Source organism: Streptomyces sp. NPDC037389, assembly GCF_040636475.1.
In the GTDB taxonomy this organism is placed as follows: Bacteria; Actinomycetota; Actinomycetes; order Streptomycetales; family Streptomycetaceae; genus Streptomyces; species Streptomyces hesseae.
Genome location: NZ_JBEZUS010000005.1, coordinates 202,660 through 225,271 on the forward strand (window position 1 = coordinate 202,660; position 22,612 = coordinate 225,271).

The 22,612-nt window shown below is 72.1% G+C and carries 15 protein-coding genes and 1 pseudogene; 7 read left to right on the forward strand and 9 right to left on the reverse strand.

Features of this window, described 5'->3' with window-relative positions:
* Positions 1-92: 92 nt before the first annotated feature.
* On the reverse strand, positions 93-767 hold the full coding sequence (locus tag AB0E98_RS13085) for a TetR family transcriptional regulator (RefSeq protein ID WP_361701774.1): 675 nt from the start codon (positions 765-767) through the stop codon (positions 93-95).
* 131 nt (positions 768-898) lie between these two features.
* Between AB0E98_RS13085 and AB0E98_RS13090 the strand changes: the two genes are divergently transcribed.
* On the forward strand, positions 899-1,657 hold the full coding sequence (locus AB0E98_RS13090; RefSeq protein WP_361701776.1) for a glucose 1-dehydrogenase: 759 nt from the start codon (positions 899-901) through the stop codon (positions 1,655-1,657).
* Between the two features lie 115 nt (positions 1,658-1,772).
* Here AB0E98_RS13090 and AB0E98_RS13095 read toward each other — a convergent pair.
* The 5 genes and pseudogenes from AB0E98_RS13095 to AB0E98_RS13115 form a co-directional block, all read right to left on the reverse strand.
* Positions 1,773-3,244 (reverse strand): annotated as a pseudogene (locus AB0E98_RS13095) (NF041680 family putative transposase).
* A gap of 168 nt (positions 3,245-3,412) precedes the next feature.
* Positions 3,413-5,017 carry an APC family permease gene (locus AB0E98_RS13100; protein ID WP_361701778.1) on the reverse strand — a complete coding sequence of 535 codons (1,605 nt, stop codon included), beginning with the start codon at positions 5,015-5,017 and terminating at the stop codon, positions 3,413-3,415.
* Between the two features lie 195 nt (positions 5,018-5,212).
* Positions 5,213-6,991 carry a D-aminoacylase gene (locus tag AB0E98_RS13105; RefSeq protein WP_361701780.1) on the reverse strand — a complete coding sequence of 593 codons (1,779 nt, stop codon included), beginning with the start codon at positions 6,989-6,991 and terminating at the stop codon, positions 5,213-5,215.
* Positions 6,992-7,190: 199 nt separating this feature from the next.
* Positions 7,191-8,339 carry an LLM class flavin-dependent oxidoreductase gene (locus tag AB0E98_RS13110; RefSeq protein ID WP_361701781.1) on the reverse strand — a complete coding sequence of 383 codons (1,149 nt, stop codon included), beginning with the start codon at positions 8,337-8,339 and terminating at the stop codon, positions 7,191-7,193.
* A 97-nt stretch (positions 8,340-8,436) separates the two neighbouring features.
* Positions 8,437-9,663: an amidohydrolase family protein gene (locus AB0E98_RS13115; RefSeq protein ID WP_361701783.1), complete on the reverse strand. Its 1,227-nt coding sequence runs from the start codon at positions 9,661-9,663 to the stop codon at positions 8,437-8,439.
* A 166-nt stretch (positions 9,664-9,829) separates the two neighbouring features.
* Here AB0E98_RS13115 and AB0E98_RS13120 point away from each other — a divergent pair, with 166 nt between their 5' ends.
* The 3 genes from AB0E98_RS13120 to AB0E98_RS13130 all read left to right on the forward strand — a co-directional run bounded on the left by AB0E98_RS13120 (position 9,830) and on the right by AB0E98_RS13130 (position 14,514).
* Positions 9,830-12,760, forward strand: a complete 2,931-nt coding sequence (locus AB0E98_RS13120; protein ID WP_361701785.1) for a BTAD domain-containing putative transcriptional regulator — start codon at positions 9,830-9,832, stop codon at positions 12,758-12,760.
* Between the two features lie 434 nt (positions 12,761-13,194).
* On the forward strand, positions 13,195-13,458 hold the full coding sequence (locus AB0E98_RS13125) for a hypothetical protein (protein ID WP_361701787.1): 264 nt from the start codon (positions 13,195-13,197) through the stop codon (positions 13,456-13,458).
* 624 nt (positions 13,459-14,082) lie between these two features.
* On the forward strand, positions 14,083-14,514 hold the full coding sequence (locus AB0E98_RS13130) for a hypothetical protein (RefSeq protein WP_361701788.1): 432 nt from the start codon (positions 14,083-14,085) through the stop codon (positions 14,512-14,514).
* 135 nt (positions 14,515-14,649) lie between these two features.
* Here AB0E98_RS13130 and AB0E98_RS13135 read toward each other — a convergent pair whose 3' ends face one another.
* Positions 14,650-16,329 carry a FadD3 family acyl-CoA ligase gene (locus AB0E98_RS13135; RefSeq protein ID WP_361701790.1) on the reverse strand — a complete coding sequence of 560 codons (1,680 nt, stop codon included), beginning with the start codon at positions 16,327-16,329 and terminating at the stop codon, positions 14,650-14,652.
* A gap of 111 nt (positions 16,330-16,440) precedes the next feature.
* Here AB0E98_RS13135 and AB0E98_RS13140 point away from each other — a divergent pair, with 111 nt between their 5' ends.
* From AB0E98_RS13140 to AB0E98_RS13150, 3 genes are read left to right on the forward strand one after another with little or no spacing between them, the layout of a single operon-like run.
* Positions 16,441-17,601, forward strand: coding sequence for a lipid-transfer protein (locus AB0E98_RS13140; RefSeq protein WP_361701792.1), 1,161 nt, complete (start codon positions 16,441-16,443; stop codon positions 17,599-17,601).
* 6 nt (positions 17,602-17,607) lie between these two features.
* Positions 17,608-18,072, forward strand: a complete 465-nt coding sequence (locus AB0E98_RS13145; RefSeq protein ID WP_361701794.1) for an OB-fold domain-containing protein — start codon at positions 17,608-17,610, stop codon at positions 18,070-18,072.
* Positions 18,069-18,836 (forward strand): enoyl-CoA hydratase/isomerase family protein, encoded by a 768-nt coding sequence (locus AB0E98_RS13150; protein ID WP_361701795.1) that lies wholly within the window; start codon positions 18,069-18,071, stop codon positions 18,834-18,836. Before AB0E98_RS13145 ends, AB0E98_RS13150 begins: the two co-directional genes overlap by 4 nt.
* 136 nt (positions 18,837-18,972) lie before the next feature.
* Here AB0E98_RS13150 and AB0E98_RS13155 read toward each other — a convergent pair whose 3' ends face one another.
* Together AB0E98_RS13155 and AB0E98_RS13160 are read right to left on the reverse strand one after the other, a co-directional pair.
* Positions 18,973-21,501 (reverse strand): PQQ-binding-like beta-propeller repeat protein, encoded by a 2,529-nt coding sequence (locus AB0E98_RS13155; protein WP_361701796.1) that lies wholly within the window; start codon positions 21,499-21,501, stop codon positions 18,973-18,975.
* A gap of 223 nt (positions 21,502-21,724) precedes the next feature.
* A complete protein-coding gene (locus tag AB0E98_RS13160) occupies positions 21,725-22,528 on the reverse strand; it encodes a VOC family protein (protein ID WP_361701798.1) in 804 nt (267 codons plus the stop codon).
* Positions 22,529-22,612: the final 84 nt, after the last annotated feature.

The following is a 22,612-nucleotide window of genomic DNA, read 5'->3' on the forward strand; positions in this document are numbered from 1 at the left end:
ACGGGCAAGGATGCCGCCTCCGTCAGCGCAGGCGTGAAATCGCCCAGCCGTCCCCACCGGCGCACGCGGCGGAGGGGCGGGTGGGGTCCTGGTCATTCCTCGGTCCTGGAGAGGGTGCCCGCGATGAGGGTTGTCAGCATCTCCTCCAGGGTGGTGGTGAAGTCCATGCGCAGGGCGGCGAGTGAAGAATCAGCTGCATAAGCGGCGAGCATGGCGGCGGACGGCCGGGCATGGGTCCATACCGCGCCGCTCACCATGATGGCCTGGGCGCAGAGCTGGTCGGTGTGGCCGCCGAGTTCGGGGAGGTGTCCGCGGGCGAGTGCGGCCAGAGCGGCGACGTTGTCGAGCGCCGCTCGTTTGTAGCGGGCGGCCACGTCCGCAGAGACGTTGTGCTCCAGGACGCCCGCCTGGGCGCTGAGCAGGTCGCACAGCACCCGGTGCTGCGCGAGGGAACGTGCCAGGACAGCGGCGAACTCCTGACCGCGCTGGATCGGCGGGGCGCCGGGGGTGACCGAGGCGGCGAGCTGTTCGGGAAGGGCGGCGGTCCATTGCCGCCAGTCGCGGTCCAGTAGTTCCAGCAGGACGGCTTCGCGTGACTCGAAGTAGCGCAGCACGTTGGACTTCGCCAGGCCCACGCGCCGGCTCAGTTCGTTCAGGCTGAGTGCGCCTACGGACATCTCGTCAAGCATCGCTGCCGCGGTGTCGAGGATCGCCCGCCGCCGGATCTCGCGCTGTTCCTCGCTGCGCGCTCGCTGGAAGGTCACCATGCCCCCATATTACAGACTGCCGGTCTTTTGACATTAGACCGCCGGTCTCTTAGCGTGAGTGCAAGAGACCGGCGGTCTTCTCAAGCGGATCGCCGGCCGTACCCACCTGTATGGGAAAGAGGTCCACCGTCATGAGCGCTGCCAGCGTCGCCCTGGTCACCGGAGCCACCACCGGCATTGGCAAGGAGACCAGCCTGGCACTGGCCCGCGCTGGTCACGCCGTCGTCATCTCCGGCCGCCGCAAGGAAGCGGGCGAAGCCGTCGCCCGCGAGATCCGCGACAACGGCGGGGAGGCTGCCTTCATGGCCGCCGACGTCGACTCCGAAGAGTCCGTCGCCGCCCTGGTCGCGGCCACCGCCGAGCGCTTCGGCCGGCTCGATGTCGCGGTCAACAACGCCGGGGTCTCCCTCGACACCGGCCGCCTGGCCGACGAGCCCACCAGCCGCTTCCAGCAGATGCTCACCACGAACGTGCTCGGCGTCTTCTGGGGCATGAAGTACCAGATCCAGCAGATGCTGGCCCAGGACACCCCCGGCGGCTCCATCATCAACCTGGCCTCGATCGCGGGCCTGGGCGGCATGCGCTACGCGGCCAACTACTCCGCCACCAAGCACGCCGTGGTCGGCCTGACCAAGTCCGCCGCGCTGGAGTACGCCACCGACGGCATCCGCATCAACGGGGTCGCCCCCGCCGCTATCAAGACCGACATCCTCAGTACCGCCATCGAGGCCGGCACGTGGGACGAGGCCACCATCGCCGCCCTCCAGCCGGTCAACCGGATGGGCCGCCCCACCGAGGTCGCCGAAGCCATCACCTGGCTAGCCTCGCCGGCCGCGTCGTTCGTCACAGGAACCATCCTCAACGTCGACGGCGGCTACAAGGCCCAGTAAAGGTCGGCGAAGCAGACCCGAAAGCCCGTCCTGGTCAGTGCCTGTGTCAGAACCTCCGACCTTGGAACCGGAGGTTCTGGCACAGGCTCTAAGCTTGTTCCTTTACATCGGGCGGTCACTCTCTGCATTGAGGCTCTGATCGTTGCGGTCTGCTTCGGTCACGTTCGATCAGCGTCTCGGGTCGCTTGACGGTTTTGCCCACGTCATGGCGGGCCGGCCGGTGCCGGTTCGGGATGCCTGGGGGCCGTCCGGGGCCTGGCCTGGACGGTTTGGGTGCACGGGCCGGACTGCCGAGGTGTGGTCGGATGTTTCTGAACCTGCGGCGGACGCGGGTCGGGGTGAGCGTGGTGCCGGGCCGGCTGGTCTTCTCCCAGGGCTTGCGCTGGTCCACGGTGAGCGGGAGCGCGAGGCGGAGCTGGGTGTGCGCCGCGATAATCAGCCAGGTCCGCCTGTCCGCCGCCTCCGGGCTCCGCAGCCGTGGCCTGGCCCAGCCGAGGGTCTGCTTGAACAGGCGGAATGTGTGCTCCAGGTCGAAGCGCCGCAGGTAGCACGACCACACGAAGTCGACGTGTTCGGCGTCGGCGCCGAGGGCGGAGGACCACAGCCAGATGGGTGGCGCGTCGCGGTCGCCGGGGAGGTGGTCGACCTTCAGCCGGAGCAGGGTGCCCTCGACCAGGGGAAGTTCTCCGTTGTCGTCGATCCACGCGGAGCGGTGGGTCAGCAAGGGGTGTATCCGGTCCCATGCCTGGGTCTCGGCCTTGCCGTAGCGTGCGGTGTCGTTTCTGGTCAGCACTGTGGGTTCGGGCCAGGTGGCGGGGTCGGCGAGCTTGAACCGGGGCCCGTGCTTCGGAGGCCGGCCGCCTTTGGGGTCGTAGAGGTAGGCCGGCTTCGCGAGCCGCAGGACGCGGTCCGAGCGCAGGCGTCCGGCCACCTCGACCGGTAGATCGGACAGGACGTGCGCCAGGCGCATCGGGTCGTAGCCGGCGTCCATCACGACAAGGATCTTCCTGTCGCTCTCCCGCCACTGCCCGGCCGTGATCAAGCGCTCGACCACGGCCCGCAGCTGGCGGGCGGTCACCAGCGCCATGTCGTCGGCGGGTCCGAGGCGGACCGTGTCCAGGACCTGCGTCCACGAGGTCCGGTCCGGGGTGAGCGCGGCGACGAACGAGTACGGCCAGCCCGGCACCACATGGTCCGATGAGCGGCCGTTGCGGCCGTGGACCAGGCAGAACAGCCGCTCCGGCGAGCAGGCGGCATCCGGCCGCAGCCACGGCGAGACGTCCACCGTGAGCACGGTCCGCCTGCCGAACCGCGGAAGAGGCAGGGATATGAGCAGGTCACGCAGGGCGTTGGTATCGAGCCGGCCATGGTTCAGGGCACCGTACAGCGAGCCGTAACCGCGCCGGTGCTCTGCCAGCAGCGACAGCTCCACCGGCGTCCGCGTCGGGCCGTCCGCACACAACAGGGCGTCGGCACCAGTTCGAAGAACGCGTCGGCCCGCGCGGACAGACACCCGTAGAAGCGGGCTCGGAAGTGTGACAGGTCAGCGAGGGCGTTCCGAGTGCCGTCCTGGTGCAGCACACCCATCCCCACCGGCCTCCCCCGTGAACTCCTTCATCACAACGCAGAGTTCAGGATCACGAGGAAGGCCGCCCCATACCCTGCAAACACTCCAAAGAGTGACCGCCGATGTTAAGGAACAAGCTAAGCGGCGCGGTCGAGAAACACACCAGGGCGCCCCGCCCCCATAGCCCCTCAGTCCTCCGCCACCAGCACCGGCGTCGACCGCCTCAACACCTCACCCCGGAAGAACGCCGGGCTGCGCCGCCGCATCAGCTCCATCAGCACCACGCCCAGGAGCAGCAGCCCCACCCCGATGACGAAGACCGAGCCGACGCCGAGGACCGCGCTGCCGCTTCCGTAGGCCGGGTCCCACATGTCGTGGAGCGTCTTGCAGAAGACAGCGGCCAGCAACAGTCCGCCCGTTAGCGGAAAGAGGCCCTTGAAACACGCGTCCCGCACCGAATTCCGCAGCTCGCTCCGGAAGTACCACGCACACGCGAACGCCGTGATCGAGTAGTAGAAGCAGATCATCAGCCCGAGCGCGTAGATGGTGTCGACCAGCACGTTCTGACTGAGGAAGCTCATCCCGGCGTAGAAGACCCCGGTGGCGACGCCCGCCGCGACCGTGGCGCGGCCGGGTGAGCGGAAGCGTGGGTGGATACGGGCGAAGGAGGGAGGAAGCGCCTGGTAGGCGCTCATCGCGAGGACCGTCCGCGCCACCGGCAGGAAGGTCGTCTGAAGACTGGCCGCGGCGGACGCCAGCACGGCCACGAAGAGCAGGACGCCGAGGGCGGGGCCCATGACGGGGTCGGCGAGCGCGGCGAAGACGTTGTCGGCGGTCGCGGGGTCGCCCAGTCCGGGGCCCTTGTCGCCGACGCCGGCGAACATCTGGGCGGCGACGGCGGTCAGCAGGTACGAGCCCACCAGCACGACCATCGCCAGCAGCGCCGCCCGGCCCGGCGTCCTGGCGCTGCCTTCGGTCTCCTCGTTGACGGTCAGGCACGCGTCCCAGCCCCAGAACATGAAGATGGAGAGCGAGAGCCCCGCCGTGAAGGCGCCGAAGGAGGCGACCTCGAAGGGGTTCAGCCACGTCCACGAGAAGCCGAGGGATCCGGAGCCGGAGCCGGATCCGGGCAGGCCACCACCGGACCGCGCCTTGGTGAACGCCATGGCCACGAACAGGCCGAGCACGGCCAGCTGGAGCCCGACCAGCGTGTACTGCACCCCCTTGGTGGCGGTCATGCCGCGATAGCTGACGGCCGTCGCGGCGGCGATGAACACCAGGCACGTCACGACGTGGACGAGCCGGTCGCCGTCGAGGGCCGCGATGGAATCGCTGCCGGTGAGCCGGCCGAGCAGCAGATAGAAGAAGGACGTCGCGACGCCCGCGAGGTTCGACAGCACGATGATGGTCGCGATGACCAGGCCCCAGCCGCACATCCAGCCGACCCGGGGCCCGAAGGCCCGTACGGTCCAGGTGAAGGACGTACCGCAGTCGGGGAGGGCCTTGTTGAGCTCGCGGTAGGCGAAGGCGACCAGCAGCATCGGGAGGAAGCCCGCGAGGAAGACGGCGGGCATCTGGACTCCGGCCTTGCCCACGGTCGGGCCCAGGGTGGAGGTCAGGCAGTAGACGGGCGCGACGGTCGAGATCCCGATGACGGCACTGCCCAGCAGGCCGACGGAACCGCCGCTCAGGCCCTTGGCCCGCGGCTCCCCGGCGTCGCGGCCCGCGACGCCCTCCGCCGTCCCAGTCCCCACCGTTTCTCCGGCCCCCGGCCGCGGCTGCACCTGAACCATGGCGAGGACGTTAAGCGCTGCTGTATCCGCATCCGGAGAACAATCCTCCGGGAGCCCAGCCTTTAACCCCCAGCCATGAGCGGCTAGTTGATCTTCTTAACGAAGGCCTTCGCTGCATTACGCCAGGTAACACCAAGGGGTAACCCCGACCCCCACCAGGTACGGGAATCGCACCTCCACCCCTTTTGCCCCGGTTCAAAATTTTCCCGTGCCCGGTCCCGTCGCCACCGTCTCCGTGTCCCGCCCCGACCGCAGCACCCGCCCCGGCACCGTCCCCGTCACCACGTCGTGCCGGACGGTCTCCACGCCGTTGACGCGCACGCTCACCACCCCCACGGCCCGGGAGTCCAGCCGGGCGCCGTCGCCCGGCAGGTCCCGGACCAGCGTCGCCGGGCCCGCGTCGACGCGCTCGGGGTCGAAGAGGACGAGGTCGGCGCACCAGCCCTCGGCGATCCGGCCGCGCTCGCGCAGCCCGAAGAGGCGCGCGGGTTCGTCGGTCAGCATCCGTACCGCCCGCTCCAGCGGCACCAGCTTCCGCCCGCGCAGACAGTCGCCCAGGAAGCGCGTCGGGTAGGGGGCGCCGCACATCCGGTCCAGGTGGGCCCCGGCGTCGGAGCCGCCGAGGAGGACGTCCTCGTGGTCCCAGGCGAGGCGGCGCAGCTCCCAGCTGGCGGGGTCGTTGTCGGTGGGCATCGGCCACAGGACGGTGCGCAGGTCGTCGGCGGCGCAGATGGCGACCAGTGTGGCGAAGGGGTCGGTGCCGCGCTCGGCAGCGATGTCCTCGACGACGCGGCCCGTGAGGCCGTCGTTCTCCGGGGCGAAGGTGTCGCCGATGACGTACCGGCCGAAGTCGGTGAGGCGGCGGAAGGCACCGGCCTCCGGGCTCGCCGCGCCGCGCAGCAGTTGGCCGCGGACGGCCGGGTCGCCCAGCCGGTCGATCCGTTCCGGCAGCGGAAGTCCCAGGATCTCGCCCCAGCCGGGGAGGAGATGGAGGGCACAGAAGGTGCCCAGCGACATGTTCATGGGCGTGAGGATCGGCATGGTCAGGGCGACGATCCGGCCGCCCGCCGCGCGCGCCCGCTCGCTGGTGGCCAGCTGGTGCGGCACCCGGCCGGGGACGGTGGACTCGACGGTGAGGACGTTCCAGTTCAGCGGGCGTCCGGCGGCGGCCGTCAGCTCCACGAGGAGCGCGCTCTCGTCCGCCGAGAAGTGGTCCAGGCAGCCGGTGACGATGGCCTCCAGCTGGGTGCCCTCGTGCTCGCCGACCGCGCGGGCGAGGGCGAGGAGCTCGTCGCGGCGGGCGTGCCGGGAGGCGACGGGCCGGCCGTCGCCGTCGGAGTGGGTGTTCGAGCGGGTGGTGGACAGCCCCCAGGCGCCGGCGTCCATGGCTTCGTGGAGCAGCGCGGTCATCCGCCGTAACTCCTCCGCGCCGGGGGTGCCGCCGATCGCGGACGGGCCCATCGCGTACCGCCGCAGCGCGCAGTGGCCCACCATGAAGCCGGCGTTGACCGCGATCCGGCCGTCCAGCGCGTCGAGGTAATCGCCGAAGGAGGACCAGTCCCAGGGCGCGCCCTGCTCCAGGGCGGTGAGCGACATGCCCTCGACCCTGCTCATCATCCGCCGGGTGTAGTCGGCGTCGGCCGGGCGGCCCGGGTGGAGCGGGGCGAGGCTGAAGCCGCAGTTGCCGCCGACGACGGTGGTGACGCCGTGGCTCAGGGAGGGCGCGGCGTAGGGGTCCCAGAAGAGCTGGGCGTCGTAGTGGGTGTGCGGGTCGACGAAGCCGGGGGCGAGGACTAGTCCGGTGGCGTTCTCCTCGGTGCGGGCCCGGTGCCCGACCCGGCCGCCCGCCTTCACCCCGCCCGTACCCCGGTCGATCAGCGCGATCCGGCCGTCCCGGATGCCGACGTCGGCCACGTACGCGGGACCTCCGGTGCCGTCGACGACGGTGGCGCGGCGGATGAGGTGGTCCAGCACGGTGGGCTCCTCTCGCTCGGGGTTCCCGTCAGCGCCGGCCCGCCCGCGCCGGCCCGCCCGCAGACAGGCGGACCGCCCCGGACGAGCGGGACCCGCACGCGGAACGGACGGGCACGGCCCGGACGGACGGGCACGGCCCGGACGGACGGGGCCGGGGCGGCGGCCCGGGAGGCGCCGCCCCGGGGCATGGGGCGGTCGCTCAGGCCGGCCCGGCGTGCCCGGCGTGCCCGGCGGCCTGGCGGTAGCGCGTGGTGCGGTGGACCGGATCGGTGTCTATCTTCGGGATGACGTGCTCGCCGATGAGCCGGATGCTCGTCATCGTGTCCTCGTAGGGGATGCCGATCGGCAGCCCGAAGGACAGCTGGTCGGCGCCGGCCTGCTCCCAGCGCTTGCACTGCCGGAAGACCTCGTCGGGGTCGCCGCAGATCATCAGCTCCTCGGCGATGAGCAGCTCGATGATCTCCTCGGTGTACTCCGGCAGCAGTTCGGGCCACCGGGGGATGCCCTCGGGGCGGGGGAACGTGTCGTGGTAGCGGAAGAGCAGCGACTGGAGGTAGTTGAGGCCGCCGCCCACCGCGATCTCGACGGCCTTGGCATGGGTCTCCGCGCAGATGGCGGTCGAGGTGACCATGACGTTGTCGTTGACGTAGTCGCCGACGGCCCGGGCCTCCTTGACGGCGGTCTTGTAGGAGTCGACGACCCACTCCATGTCGGAGACCTTCTGGACGCTGAAGCCGAGGACGCCCAGCCCCTTGCGGGCCGCCATCGCGTACGAGGAGGGCGACCCGGCGGCGTACCACATGGCGGGGTGGGACGGTCCGTACGGCTTGGGCAGGACCGTGCGCGGCGGCAGGGACCAGTGTTTGCCGTTGAAACCCTCGTAAACCCCCTCCCGCCACATCTTCGGGAACTCGGCTATGGTCTCCTCCCACATCGCCCTGGTGGCGTCCATGTCGGTCACGCCCGGCAGGAAGCCCAGGATCTCGTGGCTACCCGCGCCCCGGCCGGTGCCGAACTCGAAGCGGCCGCCGGAGAGGTGGTCGAGCATGGCGGCCTTCTCCGCGACCTTCACGGGGTGGTTGGCCTTGGGCAACGGGTTGAAGATGCCGGAGCCGAGGTGGATGCGCTCGGTGGCGTGGGCGAGGTAGCCGAGGAAGACGTCGTTGGCGGAGAGGTGGGAGTACTCCTCCAGGAAGTGGTGCTCGGTGGCCCAGGCGTATTTGAAGCCCGACTTGTCCGCCTGGACGACGTAGGCGGCCTCCTCCATCAGCGCGTGGTGCTCGGCCTGGGGGTCGGTGCGCGACCGGCTGGCCGGCACATAGCCCTGCACGAAGATCCCGAATTCCACGGAGGTCACCCCGTCCCTTTTTCTGACGCATCGTCAGATCGATTGACGCGATGCGACTGTGGCACCGGTCACATGCACCGTCAAGGCCACGGAGCCGTCAGGCTCGGGCCCCCGCCCACAGCCCCTCCGGCGTGAGGCCGAGCAGCTCGATGGCGTTGCCCCGCACGACGCGCTCCACGACCTCCGGCGCCAGGTGTGCCATCTGCTCCTCGGCGACCTGACGTGAGCGGGGCCAGGTGGAGTCGGAATGCGGGTAGTCGGTCTCGTACAGCACGTTCCCCACCCCGACGGCGTCGAGGTTGCGCAGCCCGAAGGCGTCATCGAAGAAGCAGCCGTACACCTGGCGGGCGAAGAGCCCGGAGGGCGGCGTGAGCACCTTGTCCGCGACGCCGCCCCAGCCCCGGTTCTCCTCCCACACCGTGTCCGCGCGCTCCAGGACGTACGGGATCCAGCCGATCTGCCCCTCCGCGTACATCAGGCGCAGGCCGGGGAAGCGGTCGAGCTTGCCGGACATCAGCCAGTCGGCGAGCGAGAAGCAGCAGTTGCCGAAGGTCAGGACGGAGCTCACGGCGGGCGGCGCGTCGGCCGACGTGGAGGGCATCCGGGAGGACGAACCGATGTGCATCGCGAGGACGGTCCCGGTCTCCTCGCAGGCGCGCAGGAAGGGGTCCCACGCGTCACTGTGGACGGACGGGAGACCGAGGTGGGGCGGGATCTCGGAGAAGCAGACGGCGCGTACGCCCCGCGCGGCGTTGCGGCGCACCTCGGCGGCGGCGAGCTCCGCGTCCCACAACGGCACGATCGCGAGCGGGATCAGGCGCCCGTGCGCCTCGGGGCCGCACCACTCCTCGACCATCCAGTCGTTGTACGCCCGTACGCACAGCAGGGCCAGCTCCCGGTCGGCGGCCTCGGCGAAGGTCTGGCCGCAGAAGCGCGGGAAGGTGGGGAAGCAGAGCGCGGACTGGACGTGATTGAGGTCCATGTCAGCCAACCGGTCGGGCACGCTGTAGGAACCCGGCCGCATCCGTTCGTAGGTGATCCCTTCCAGTCTGATCTCGTCCCTGGAGCATCCGACGGCGGTATCAAGCCGCGTAAGAGGACGGCACAAATCCTCATAGACCCACCAGTCCGCCTCCGGGCCGTCGTCACCCGGGGTGCCCATGACGGGCGCGAAACGGCCGCCCGCGAAGGTCATGCCCTTCACCGGGGCCCTCACGATCCGTGGCCCGGCACCGTGAAATTTCGCCGGTAACCGGTTCCGCCAGACGTCGGAGGGCTCCACTGTGTGGTCGTCCACCGAGATTATCTTGGGGAAGCTCACCATGGCCGACACCGTAGCGCTGAACTGACGGTTCGTCAGGAAGGGGCGGATCCGGCCCGCGGCCGGACGCTCCCGGACCGTACGGAGAGGGCCGGACCCCTGCTGACGTAGCAGCCCTGAACAAGGCAGACTGGCCGGTGCGACCGAGCAGGACAGGCAGGGGGTCACCATGGCCGGGGATACAGGGCACGGGCAGGCGCTGCGCTTCACCGTGCTCGGGCCCGTCCGCGCCTGGCGCGGCGACGAGGCGCTGCACACCGGGTCACCCCAGCAGCGGGCGCTGCTGGCCGCCCTGCTGCTGCGCGGCGGGCGCACGGCCACCGCGCCCGAGCTCGTGGACGCCCTGTGGGGCGAGGAGCCCCCGCACGCCGCCCTGGCGGCCCTGCGCACCTACGCCTCCCGGCTGCGGAAGGCCTTCGGGCCGGACGCGGACGCCCTGGTCAGCGAGGCGGGCGGCTACGCGATACGGGTCCCCGGCGGCGGCCTGGACGCGGACGAGGCCGAGCGCCTGGCCGCCGACGCCGAGAAGACCCGCGCCAGCGGCGACCGCCACCGCGCCCGCGACCTGATGAACCAGGCCCTGGCCCTGTGGGACGGCGAGCCGCTGGCCGGGCTGTCCGGCCCGTACGCCGACACCCAGCGCACCCGGCTGGAGGAGTGGTACCTCACGCTCCTGGAGACCCGCCTGGACCTGGACCTGGAGGTCGGCGGGCACGCCGAGGCCGTCTCCGAGCTCACCGCGCTGACCGCCGCGTACCCGCTGCGCGAGCGGCTGCGCGAGCTGCTGATGCTCGCCCTCTACCGCAGCGGCCGCCAGGCCGAGGCCCTCGCCGTCTACGCCGACACCCGCCGGCTGCTCGCCGACGAGCTGGGCGTCGACCCCTGCGCCGAGCTCTCCGAGCTCCAGCAGCGCATCCTCAACGCCGACACCGAGCTCAACGTCCACCCCGCGGGCGACCGTCCCAGCCTCGGTCCCACCTTCATCCGGCCCGCGCAGCTGCCCGCGACCGTCCCCGACTTCACCGGGCGCGCCTCCTTCGTCCAGGAGCTCGGCGACCAGCTGGCCACGGCCGAGGGCAGCGTGATGGCGGTCTCCGCCGTCGCGGGCATCGGCGGCGTCGGCAAGACGACCCTCGCCGTGCACGTCGCGCACGCCGCCCGCCACCACTTCCCCGACGGCCAGCTCTACGTCGACCTCCAGGGCGCGGGGCCCGTGGTCGCCGAACCGGAGGCCGTGCTGGGGTCGTTCCTCCGTGCCCTCGGAATCCCGGACTCCGCCATTCCGGACGGGATGGAGGAGCGCGCCGCCCTGTTCCGCTCCACGCTCGACGGCCGCCGTGTGCTGACCCTGCTGGACAACGCGCGCGACGCCGCCCAGGTCCGCCCGCTGCTGCCCGGCAACGAGGGCTGCGCCGCGCTCGTCACCAGCCGCGTCCGCATGGTCGACCTCGCCGGCGCCCACCTCGTCGACCTGGACGTGATGAGCCCCGAGGAAGCCCTCGTCCTGTTCACCCGGATCGTCGGCTCCGAGCGCGTCAGCACCGAACGGGACGCCGCCATGGACGTCGTGGCGGCCTGCGGCTTCCTGCCGCTCGCCATCCGCATCGCCGCCTCCCGCCTCGCCGCCCGCCGCACCTGGACCGTCTCCGTCCTCGCCCGCAAGCTCGCCGACGAACGCCGCCGCCTGGACGAGCTCCGCGCCGGCGACCTCGCCGTCAAGGCCACCTTCGAACTCGGCTACGGCCAGCTGGAGCCCGGCCAGGCCCGCGCCTTCCGTCTCCTCGGTCTCGCCGACGGCCCCGACATCTCCCTGGCCGCCGCGGCCGCCGTCCTCGACCTGGGCCTCGACGCCACCGAGGAGCTGCTGGAGTCCCTCGTCGACACCTCGCTCCTGGAATCCGCCGCACCCGGCCGCTACCGCTTCCACGACCTCGTCCGCCTCTACGCCCGCGCCTGCGCCGAACGCGACGAGCAGCCGCCCGCCGAGCGCGACGCGGCCATGTCCCGCCTGCTGGACTTCTACCTGGCGACGGCCGCCGGCGTGTACGTCCTGGAGCGCCCCGGCGACCAGTTGCTCGCGCACCTGACGCCGACCACCCACCCGGGCCTGACCTTCACCGACCGCGCGGCCGCCGGCGACTGGCTGTTCGCCGAGGCCGGCTGCCTGCTCGCCTGCGTACGCCAGCACGCGCGCGCCACCGGCGACACCCTGCGGCGCGCGGTCGACCTGCTGCTGGCCGCGAAGGACCTCGCCGAGTCCGGCGCCGACTCCCGCCAGTACGAACAGGCGGCGTCCGCCCTGCTGACCGCCGCCATGGAGGCCGGCGACATCCGGGCCGAGGGCCGCGCGCGAACGGTGCTGACGCACGCGCACAGCATCGCGGGCCGGTTCGGACAGGCCGAGGAGCAGGCGCGGCACGCCGTGCTGCTGGGACGCTCCTGCGTGGACCCCATCCCCTGCTGCTACGCCTCCAACAACCGCGGCATCATCGCCATCTACGAGCACCGCTACGAGGACGCCGAGGCCCACATCGGCCACGCCCTGAGCGCCTTCCGCGCCGACGGCAACCGCCCGGGCGAGGCGAGCGCGCTGAGCAACCTCTCCCGGGTGCACCTGGAGACCGGCCGCACCCAGTCGGCCGTCCGCCTCGCCGAGCAGGCCCTGACCCTCTACCGCGAGCTCAACGTCTCCTGGCGGCTCGCCAACGGCCTCTACGCGTACGGGCTCGCCCTCAGCCGCGCCGGGCGCTACGAGGAGTCGCTGGGGCGGCTCGCCGAGGCCCTGCCGGTGTTCCACGACAACAGGCAGCGGCTGTGGGAGGGCATGACCCTCTACCGGATGGCCGAGCTCTACCTGGCCACCCGCCGGCACGCCCAGGCGGCGTCCTACGCCGAGCAGGCGCTGGTGCAGGTACGAGGCATCGGCGGCGAGTGGCGGCGCGGCAACATCCTGACCGTGCTGGGGCGTTCCCTGGACGCGCTCGGGCAGCAGGGGCGCGCGCACGCCTGCTGGACGGAGGCGCTGGCCATCTACGAGGCGCTGGGCTCCGCGGAGGCCGCCGACGTACGGGATCTGCTGACGCCGGCAGCGGCGGCGTAGACGGGGAGAACGGGCGTAGGTCTGTTTCCTCGGCAGAACGTCGGGGTCCCGTGGGCGCTCAAAGGCGTATATGGGCCTGCGCAGGCGGGTGTCGGGCGGAGACCGGCGGGGGAAACGGGCTGCCGGAGCGGGCCGGAGTGGGGCGTTCCGGCGTATCCGGAGGGCGCGTTCCGCGCGGGCTTACCGCCTTACCGGAGGTCACAAACAAGCGGAACCAGGGCGCTAACGTGCCCGTTCATCGATCGTTTATCGTGGCCCGTCAATCTAAGGGATGTCGATCCGTCGCGTCGGGGGGCAGGCGGTTCGTAGGTGAGACCTTCACCTCAGGGCGAGCAGCCCTCACAACCCGTCCGGCGGCCCTCGGGGGAGTCGCCGGACGGGTTCTGCGATCCCTGACCGACCGACGACTCGCAATGCCAACGGGAGACAGCATCATGAGCGACGACAACAAGCTCGACCCGCCCATAGCGGCCAAGCCGCAGGACGACCACGCCACGGGGGCGCCGCTCACCGCGCAGAAACTGACCGGCACGCAGGCCACACCGCAGGACGACCACGCGACGGACGCTCCGGCGATGGTCACGATGGACGACCACGCGACCAACCCGCCGAAGTTCGTGACGATGGACGACCACGCCACGAACCCGCCGAAGTTCGTGGCCCTGGACGACCACGCCACGATCGAGAAGCCGTTCTGAGCACGCGGTACCAAGAAGCACCACTCCGAGCGACACCGCTCTGAGGATCAGCGCTCTGGGAATCACCGCTCCGAGCGCATCGAGTGTGGGGAGCTTCCGCCAGACATCGGCCGGAAGCTCCCGGAGTCCAGGGTCCTCCGGGGGAATCAAGGGGGCGGGCTGTCCGGCGGAGGGAACCCACGGGGGCGTGGGCGACCGACGGGGGAACCGGCGAATGAGCCGACGAGGCGGACACGGGGGAACGACACCGCCTCGCGGAGCACTTGACGGGGGACAGTCCGGCGGGGGACCCGGGTAAGAGAGGCAGGGGCCGGTGCCGACGGCACGGAGGGGGAGCCGTCGGCACCGGCCCTTGTCGTTCGCCCCGGAACGGGCACGCGACGGGGACGGACACGCGACTGTCCCGCGCGACCGCGCCGGGCGCGCCCCTGCCGGGCAGCGCGTCGCGAACGTGCACGCCCGGTCGCGGGGGCGTCCAGGGGCGGATACGTCCTTCGGCGGGGGATTCCCCGGTTCCATGGAGTTTCCCGCCCGAACATCCGTACTTCACGGCAACCCGCCGGTACGTTCTCCGGCACAGCACCACCGACCCACGCACGACAACCCCCGAGCAGAGGAGCCACCATGATCCGCATCAAGACCACCACGATGGCGCGCGGGAAGCAGGCGTTCGCCATACTCGGCCTGGCCGCCGCGGCGGCGGCCATCGGCTCGGTACCGGCGGCCGCCGACGACCACGCGTCCGGCCCCGCGGCGCTGCTCGGCCGGCCGTCGCACACCCTGCGGATCCACGACGACCACGCGTCGACCGCTCCCCGGCTCTTCGACGACCACGCGTCCGGCGCCTCGCTGGCCCCCGGTGACGACCACGCCTCGGACACCCCGCTCCTCCTGGACGACCACGCCTCGGACAGCCCCCTGATCCTGGACGACCACGCGTCCGGCGCCTCGCTGGTCAGGGACGACCACGCGTCGGACAACCCGCTGGTCCTGGACGACCACGCGTCCGGCGGCAACGACGACCACGCCTCCGGCCCGGCGCCGAGCCTCCGCTGAGCCCACGGCGCCTGGAGCGCCGGAGCGACCGGGTCACGGCCCGGCGCGCGGACCAGGGGGTGCGGCCGACGGCGGCCCGAGACCTCCGGAGGACGGCCCACGGCCGCACCCCAGGCCGCACCCCGCCCGTCCGCGTCACTCCCGCTCTTCCGCCCGGCCCTCTTGCTCTTCCGCCCGGCCCTCCCGCTCTTCCGCCCAGCGCCGCAACAGCCCCTTGAGCACCTTCCCGGAGGCATTGCGCGGCAGCTCCCGGACGAACTCCACCTCGCGCGGCACCTTGTAGTTCGCCATCTCACGACGCGCCCAGGCGATCAGCCCGTCCGCCGTGACCGCGTCCCCGGGGCCCGCCCGGCGGACCGCGAACGCCTTGCCGACCTCGCCGAGCCGGCCCTCCGGGACACCGACCACCGCGACCTCGGCTATCCCCGGGTGCCGCGCCAGGACCCGCTCGATCTCGGCCGGGTAGGCGTTGAAGCCGCCGACGACGAACATGTCCTTCAGCCGGTCGGTGACCCGCAGATTCCCCCGCGCGTCCAGCACCCCCACGTCGCCGGTGTGCAGCCAGCCGTCGGGGTCGAGGGCCCGCGCCGTGGCGGCGGGGTCCTCGAAGTAGCCGGACATCACTTGATAGCCACGGACCAGGATCTCCCCGGGCACCCCGGCCGCCCGCGCCCGTCCGTCGGGACCGGCCACCTTGACCTCGGTGCCCGGGACGGCCCGGCCCGAGGTGCTCGCGACGACCTCCGGCGGATCGCCCCGCCGGCACATCGTGACGACGCCGGTCGCCTCGCTCATCCCGTAGGCGGTGAGCACGGTGGCTATGCCCAGCTCTCCGCGCAGCCGGCCGATCAGCCGCCGGGGCACCATGGCCGCGCCCGTCACCACCACCCGTAGCGACGACAGGTCGTACGCCGCGCGGTCGGGGTGGTCCAGGAGCGACTGGTGGAGCGTCGGCGGCCCCGGCAGAACCGTGATCCGCTCGGCGGCGATCCGGGCCAGCACGGTCTCCGGCGCGAAGACGGGTTGCGGCACCATCGTCGCGCCCCGCATCAGACAGGCGATGACGCCCGCCTTGTAGCCGAAGGTGTGGAAGAACGGGTTGACGATCAGATAGCGGTCTCCTTCCCGCAGCCCGGCCAGCTCGCTCCAGACGGCGAACGTGCGCAGCGTCTGCCCGTGAGTGATGACGGCCCCTTTGGGCTCGCCCGTGGTGCCCGAGGTGAAGAGGATGTCCGAGGGCGCCGCGGAGGGTATGGCGTCGGCCCGTGCCCGTACCGTCCGCGCGGGCACACCGTCCCCGGCGGCGAGGAACTCCTTCCAGGTACGGAAGCCGACCGGGGCGTCGTCGGCCAGAACGACGACGTCCTGGAGCTGCGGCAGCCCGGGCAGCGGCCCCCGCCCGGCGCCCGGCGTGCCGAACCGCTCGCCGTTGGCGGCGCTGCGCAGTGCAGCCACGTAGGACGTGCCGAGGAAGGTGCCCGTGACGAAGAGCAGCCGGGCCCGGGTGCGCTCCAGCACCTGCACCGCCTCGGCGCCCTTGAAGCGGGTGTTGACCGGGACCAGCACCGCGCCGGAACCGACCGCGCCGAGGGCGGCGACGATCCAGTCCAGGCTGTTCGGCGCCCAGATCGCGACCCGGTCGCCCGCCTCCACCCCGGCGGCCACGCAGGCGGCGGTGGCGCGCCCGACGCGCTCGCCGAGCTGCCGGTAGGTGATCCGGGTCCGGCCCTCGACCACGGCCTCACGGGCGGCGTACCGCTCGGCGGCCATCCGGACGAGCCGGGGTATCGAGAAGAATTCCAGGTCACCGCGCATCGCACGCCCACCCCCTGCCGCCCCCGGCTTCGCACCCGACCAGCTAGCTGACGCTTCGTCAGATTAGCGATAGCCTTCCGCGCTGTCAGCATCGACAGCACGGAGGCGGCGATGACGGCGACGACGGCAACGCTCAAGGACACCACCGCGATAGTCGGCATCGGCCAGACCCCCTTCGCCCGACAACTTCCCGCATCCGAAAAGACCTTGGCGTGCCACGCCATCCTCGCCGCGCTGGACGACGCGGGCCTCTCCCCCGCCCAGGTCGACGCCTTAGCCTCGTACACCATGGAGACCACCGACGAGGTCGAGGTCGCCAAGGCCATCGGCGCCGGGGACGTCACCTTCTTCTCCCGCGTCGGCTACGGCGGTGGCGGCTCCTGCGCGACCGTCGCCCACCTCGCCGCCGCGATCACCACGGGCCAGGCGACCGTCGGCGTCGCCTGGCGCTCCCGCAAGCGCGGCTCCGGCCCCCGCCCCTGGCGGGACACCCGGGCACAGCTCCCCACCCCGGGGCAGTGGACCCGCCCGTACGGCCTACTGCGCCCCGTGGACGAGATCGCGCTGCTCGCCCGCCGCTATATGCACGAGTACGGCGCCACCCGCGACCACTTCTTCGACATCGCCCTGGCCTGCCGCAACCGCGCCAACCAGAACCCCGCCGCCGTGATGTACGAACGGCCGCTGACCCGCGAGATGTATATGACCTCCCGCTGGATCAGCGAGCCCCTCTGTCTCTTCGACAACTGCCTGGAGACGGACGGAGCCCTGGCCTGCGTCGTCGTGGCCGCCGAACGCGCCCGCGACTGCCGCACCACCCCGGTCTATGTGCACTCCGCCGCCCAGGGGCTGCCCGCCCAGCACCACGGCATGGTCAACTACTGGACCGAGGACCCTCTGTCCGGCCCGTCCTGGACCGCTGCCCGGCAGCTCTGGAAGTCGGCCGACTTCGGGCCCGAGGACGTCCATGTCGCCCAGATCTACGACGCGTTCACCCCGCTGATCCCGCTGTCGCTCGAAGGCTATGGCTTCTGCGGACGCGGAGAGGGCGCGGCCTTCTCGGAGGGCGGCGCGCTCGAACTCGGCGGCCGGCTCCCCCTCAACACCGGCGGCGGCGGTCTCAGCGAGGCCTACGTCCATGGCTTCAACCTCATCAACGAAGGGGTCAGACAACTCCGCGGCACCTCCACGGCACAGGTGCCGGGCGCGACGACATGCCTGGTCACGGCAGGCGAAGGCGTTCCCACTTCGGCACTTTTGCTGAGGAGTTGAGTGCTCATGTCCTCCATGATGCAGGGCACCACTGACAACGGCCTCCTGCTGCCCGTCCAGGACGAGGACGGCCGCCCCTTCTGGGAGTTCGCCGCCCGCGGCGAACTGCGCGTCCAGGCCTGCGCGGACTGCCACCGGCTGCGCTTCCCGCCCCGGCCCTGCTGTCCGCGCTGCCAGTCCTTCGCCGCCGAATGGCACCGCGTCTCGGGCCGCGGCCGCGTCTGGTCGTACGCCCTGCCCCACCCGCCACTGCTGCCCGCCTACGCCGAGCAGGCCCCGTACAACGTCGTCGTCGTGGAGCTCACCGACGCCCCCGGCATCCGTCTCGTCGGCAATCTCGTCGCCGCGCCGGACGCCGCACTCGACTCCGTCGACCCGTCCCGGCTACGGATCGGGGCACCGGTCAGAGTGGCCTTCGCCGAGCTCGCGCCCGGTGTGACCGTGCCGCGCTGGCTGCTGGAGCGCCCATGACCGTCCGTACCGAACGCCGCCCCGACGGCGTCGCACTGGTCACCCTCGACCGGCCCGAGCGGCACAACGCGATCGACCTGGCGACGGCCGCGCGCCTCAAGGAGCTCTGGGCGGAGTTCCGCCGCGACGACGCCGTCCGCGCCATCGTGCTGACCGGCGCCGGGGACCGGGCCTTCTGCACGGGCATCGACCGCACGGCCGACATCCCCCAGCCGGGCTCCCCGTACTCCCAGGACGACCCACTGCGCACCGTCGGCCCCAAGGCCGCCGACCTGTGGAAGCCCGTCATCGCGGCGGTGGGCGGCATGGCGTGCGGGGGCGCCTTCTACCTGCTGGGGGAGACCGAGTTCATCATCGCCGCCGAGAACGCGACGTTCTTCGACCCGCACACGTCGTATGGGATGGTCAGCGCCTACGAGGCCTCGTACATGGCACAGCGCATGCCCTTCGGCGAGGCCGCGCGCACGGCGCTGATGGGCACCGCCGAACGCCTCTCGGCGCGCCGCGCCCATGAGATCGGCCTGGTCTCGGAACTGACCCCACCCGGAGAGGCCACGACGGCGGCCCTGCGCGCGGCGGCGGCCATCGCCTCCTACCCGACCGAACCGGTCCAGGGCACGGTCCGCGCCCTGTGGTCGACCAGGGAGCCGGCGAGATCCCACACGGAGTCCCTGGCACAGCACTTGATAGCGCTGGGCAACATCCCCCCATCAGAGCAGGCAAAGCTCTTCACAACCAGAAGTCGGGACCACCGGTTGAGGTAAGTTGCGGGCGCGCGCTCCCGTACCCGGTTGTGGGCAATCGTCCCGCAGGGCTGGGGGCACCTCCCAGCGGTAGCCGGGGGAGGGTGGGCGCAACCCGACAACGGACCCGCACCCGCCCGTGGGCACAACCGGCGCGTCAGCGCCGAACGTGCCCCGTCCCCTTCCCCGCGTCCAACGCGTAAACGCACCGGTCCTTGCTGCACGCGTAGACGACCCCGCCCGCCGCCACCGGCGACCCCGTGATCTCCCCGCCCGTGGCGAGCTTCCAGCGCAGCTGCCCCCCGGCCGCGTCCACCGTGTAGAGACAGTGGTCGGCGGAGCCGAAGTGCACCCGGCCGTCGGCGACGACGGGCGTGCCGATGATGTCGCCGCCCGCCGCGAAGCGCCACTTCGGCGTGCCCGTGACCGCGTCCAGCGTGTAGAGCGCGCCGCCGCTGCCCAGGTGGACCGATCCCCCGGAGACCAGCACCGGCTCCGTGGACTGCCGGGACTCCGTGGCGATGCGCCAGCGGTCACGGCCGGTGGCCGCGTCCAGGGCGTAGACGGTGCCCAGGTAGTCGGCGATGTAGACGCCCCCGCCGGTCACGGCGGGGCCGGGGGCGAAGGCGGGCGGGCTCAGGAAGACCGCGGGCGCCTCGAAGCGCCAGCGCACATCCCCCCGGGCCACGTCGATGGCGAGCACCCGTGTGCCGGCCGCGACATAGACGATGCCGTCCGGCGCGGGCAGCAGCCGTACGGGCACACCGCCGCACGAGGCCGCGTCGCCCACCGGGTACGACCAGCGCTCCACGCCCGTACGGGCCTCGAGCGCGCGCAGCCGAGCGTCGGACCAGACGTACACCGTGCCGTCGTGGACGAACGGCCCGCAGTCGGGGGTCTCGAAGTCGGCCTGGGCGCCGTTCATCTCCCACAGGAGTTCGCCGTTGGCGGCCTCCCACGCCTGGACTCCCCCGCCGCGCGTGCCGGTGACGATCGTGCCCCGGTCGGCCTTGAGGGAGTAGACCCAGCCGTCCGTGGACAGCCGCCACCGCTCCGTGCCGTCGGAGGCGTCGAGCGCGTACAGCGTCGGCCCGTCGGAGGCGTGTATGCGGCCATCGGCGACGGCCATCGCCCAGGCCACGTCCCGGGTCTTGAACTGCCGCCGCCCGCTGGCCACATCGAGCGCGTGCACCTCGAACGATGTGACGTACAGCAGATCACCGGAGACGACGGGGGTGCCCCAGACATCGTTCGACATCCGGAACCGCCACGGCCGCCAGCGGCCCTGCTCCGCCTGCGCGGTGGCCCCGCCGTCGGGGGCGGCGGGCGCGGCCACCGGAGGCTGGCTGGGGACGACCGCTGCCGACGCGCCGGCCGGGGGCCGGACCCATCCGGTGGTGGCGCCGGCGCCGGTGCCCGCGTGCGGGTCCCGGGCGTCGGCGACCCTCGGCCCCGGGCCGATCGGCACCTGCGACCCGGCCAGCCGCACGGCCCCCTCGGAAGCGGAGGGCGCGCCGGCGTGGCGGCCGTGCGCGACGGCTCCGGCGCCGGCCACCGGCCTGACGCTGTGCGGTCCGCTGAGCCCGCCGCGCGGGTCGGGCGTGCCCGTACCCGCGTGCCCATCGCTCCAGCCAGGGCCACTGTGGCCACCGGGGGCACTATGGCCGCCGGGGCCGCCGTGCGGCTCGTAGGCGGCCACGGGCTCCGGCGCCGGGGGCTGGGCGGGCCGGGGCGGGACGGCCTGACGGGAGTGGCCGGCCGCGCCCGCGCCCTTGTCGGTGGGGCGGTGCCCGGCGCGGCGCTGCTCGATCAGGGTGACGGCGTTGTCGGGCAGCCAGGCCGAGGCGGTGCCGCTGTCGTCGCCCCCGCCGGAGGCGAACAGATGGGGGGCGAGCTGCGACTGGAGGTCGGCGGGGCTCGGCCGGTTCTCGGCGGCCATCTGCATACAGGAGTCGATCAGGGGCCGGAGCTCGTCCGGCAGCCCGCTCAGGTCGGGCCCCTCCCTGAGCAGCATGAACACGGTCTCGACCGGGTTGACGCCGTGGAAGGGGGCGTGCCCGGTCGCCGCGAAGACCAGGGTGGAACCGAGGGAGAAGATGTCGCTGGCCCCGGTGACACTACGGGAGTCGCGCGCTTGTTCGGGCGACATGTACGCGGGCGTGCCGACGGCGACGTTGGTCATGGTCAGCCGGGTGTTGGAGACGCCTGAGGCGATGCCGAAGTCGATGACCCTCGGCCCGTCCTCCACCACGAGCACGTTCGACGGCTTGAGGTCCCGGTGGACGAGCCCGGCGCCGTGGATGGACTGGAGCGCCTCCGCGATGCCCGCGGCCAGCCAGCGCACCGCCTGGGCCGGCAGCGGCCCGCACTCGGTGATGATCTCCTCGAGCGAGGGGGCGGGGACATAGGCGGTGGCCAGCCAGGGCACGGCGGCCCTGGGGTCGGCGTCGACGACGGCGGCGGTGTAGAAACCGCTGACCGCACGGGCCGCTTCCACCTCACGGGTGAAGCGGACACGGAAGAGCTGGTCCTCCGCGAGCTCCGTGCGCACCGTCTTGATCGCCACCCGTCGGCCGGACGCCGAGCGGGCGAGATAGACCAGCCCCATGCCGCCGGCACCGAGTCGGCCGAGCACCTCGAACGGGCCGATCCGTCTCGGGTCGTGCTGCGTAAGCTGCTCCACCACTGACCTGCCACCTCCCCGTGGGGGCTTGAAGGGTTTCAAGCCCCGTGCAGCGTCTCTCCGCGAAATTATCCCGGGGTACGCACCCCAGATTCTTCCTGGCGAAGCCCTCGGTTGCGAACCCGGGGCGCGCTTCGCCGTGTCTCCGCCATATGGGGCCATATGCCGCGCCATGCGGAACGACCCCTCTCACCTGCTGCTCAGCAGCCCTCTCCGCGCCCGTCGGCTACTCCTGCCCCTGGTGCGCGACGTCGATCACGGCGAAGTCGGCCCCCTGGTCGTCGGCGATGACGGCGAACCGTCCGTACGGCGTGTCCTGCGGCTCCCTGCGCACCCGCCCGTGCAGCCGGAGCGCCTCGCGCACCACCGCGTCGCAGTCCTCGACGACGAAGTAGGCGAGGAAGTGGGCGGGCATCTCCCGGGGGAACCGCTCGTCCATGACGGCTCTGCCCGCGACCGCGTTCTCCGGGGTGCCCGGGGCCCCGGCGGGCGTCCAGACGGCGAAATCGATGCCCGCCTCCTCACTCACGTCATGCGTGGTGAAACCGAAGACCGCCTCGTAGAAGGGGTCGACCGCCGGAGCGTCCCAGGTGTACACCTCGGCCCAGCCGTACGAGCCCGGCTCGCCGCGTTTCTCGAAGCCCCGGTGGCGGCCGGCCTCCCAGACGCCGAAGGCGGCACCGCCTGGATCGGCGGCCATCAGCATCGTGCCGAACGGGCCGATGGACATCGGGCCCATGAAGATCTGCCCGCCCGCCGCCCTGATCCGGTCCGCCGTGGCCTCCACGTCGGGGGAGGAGAAATAGATCGACCAGGCCGTCGGGAACCGGCCGTCCGGCTTGGGCGCCAGCGCGGCCACGTTCTTCCCGTCGTGGAATGCCTGGGTGTAGTGCCCGTACTCGCCCCCGCTGTCCTCGAATGTCCAGCCGAGAAGTCCGCCGTAGAAGCGCTTGCCCGCTTCGACGTCTGAGAGCATGGCGTCCGCCCAGCACGGCGCGCCTTCCCGGAATCCTTCCGTGGCTGCGCTCATGGTGCGGCTCCTTCTGCGCGCGATCGGGTTCCGCGCGGGCGGGCGAGACGTCTGCTACGCGGAGTGTTCTCGCAGCCACGGTAG

Bases quoted from the DNA above. Each gene is read 5' to 3' on its own strand.
- AB0E98_RS13120 (WP_361701785.1), top strand. From the start codon at position 9,830: ATGGCCGGGGATACAGGGCACGGGCAGGCGCTGCGCTTCACCGTGCTC.
- AB0E98_RS13145 (WP_361701794.1), top strand. From the start codon at position 17,608: ATGTCCTCCATGATGCAGGGCACCACTGACAACGGCCTCCTGCTGCCC.
- AB0E98_RS13125 (WP_361701787.1), top strand. From the start codon at position 13,195: ATGAGCGACGACAACAAGCTCGACCCGCCCATAGCGGCCAAGCCGCAG.
- AB0E98_RS13140 (WP_361701792.1), top strand. From the start codon at position 16,441: ATGACGGCGACGACGGCAACGCTCAAGGACACCACCGCGATAGTCGGC.
- AB0E98_RS13150 (WP_361701795.1), top strand. From the start codon at position 18,069: ATGACCGTCCGTACCGAACGCCGCCCCGACGGCGTCGCACTGGTCACC.
- AB0E98_RS13090 (WP_361701776.1), top strand. From the start codon at position 899: ATGAGCGCTGCCAGCGTCGCCCTGGTCACCGGAGCCACCACCGGCATT.
- AB0E98_RS13135 (WP_361701790.1), bottom strand. From the start codon at position 16,329: ATGCGCGGTGACCTGGAATTCTTCTCGATACCCCGGCTCGTCCGGATG.
- AB0E98_RS13130 (WP_361701788.1), top strand. From the start codon at position 14,083: ATGATCCGCATCAAGACCACCACGATGGCGCGCGGGAAGCAGGCGTTC.
- AB0E98_RS13160 (WP_361701798.1), bottom strand. From the start codon at position 22,528: ATGAGCGCAGCCACGGAAGGATTCCGGGAAGGCGCGCCGTGCTGGGCG.
- AB0E98_RS13085 (WP_361701774.1), bottom strand. From the start codon at position 767: ATGGTGACCTTCCAGCGAGCGCGCAGCGAGGAACAGCGCGAGATCCGG.
- AB0E98_RS13100 (WP_361701778.1), bottom strand. From the start codon at position 5,017: ATGGTTCAGGTGCAGCCGCGGCCGGGGGCCGGAGAAACGGTGGGGACT.
- AB0E98_RS13115 (WP_361701783.1), bottom strand. From the start codon at position 9,663: ATGGTGAGCTTCCCCAAGATAATCTCGGTGGACGACCACACAGTGGAG.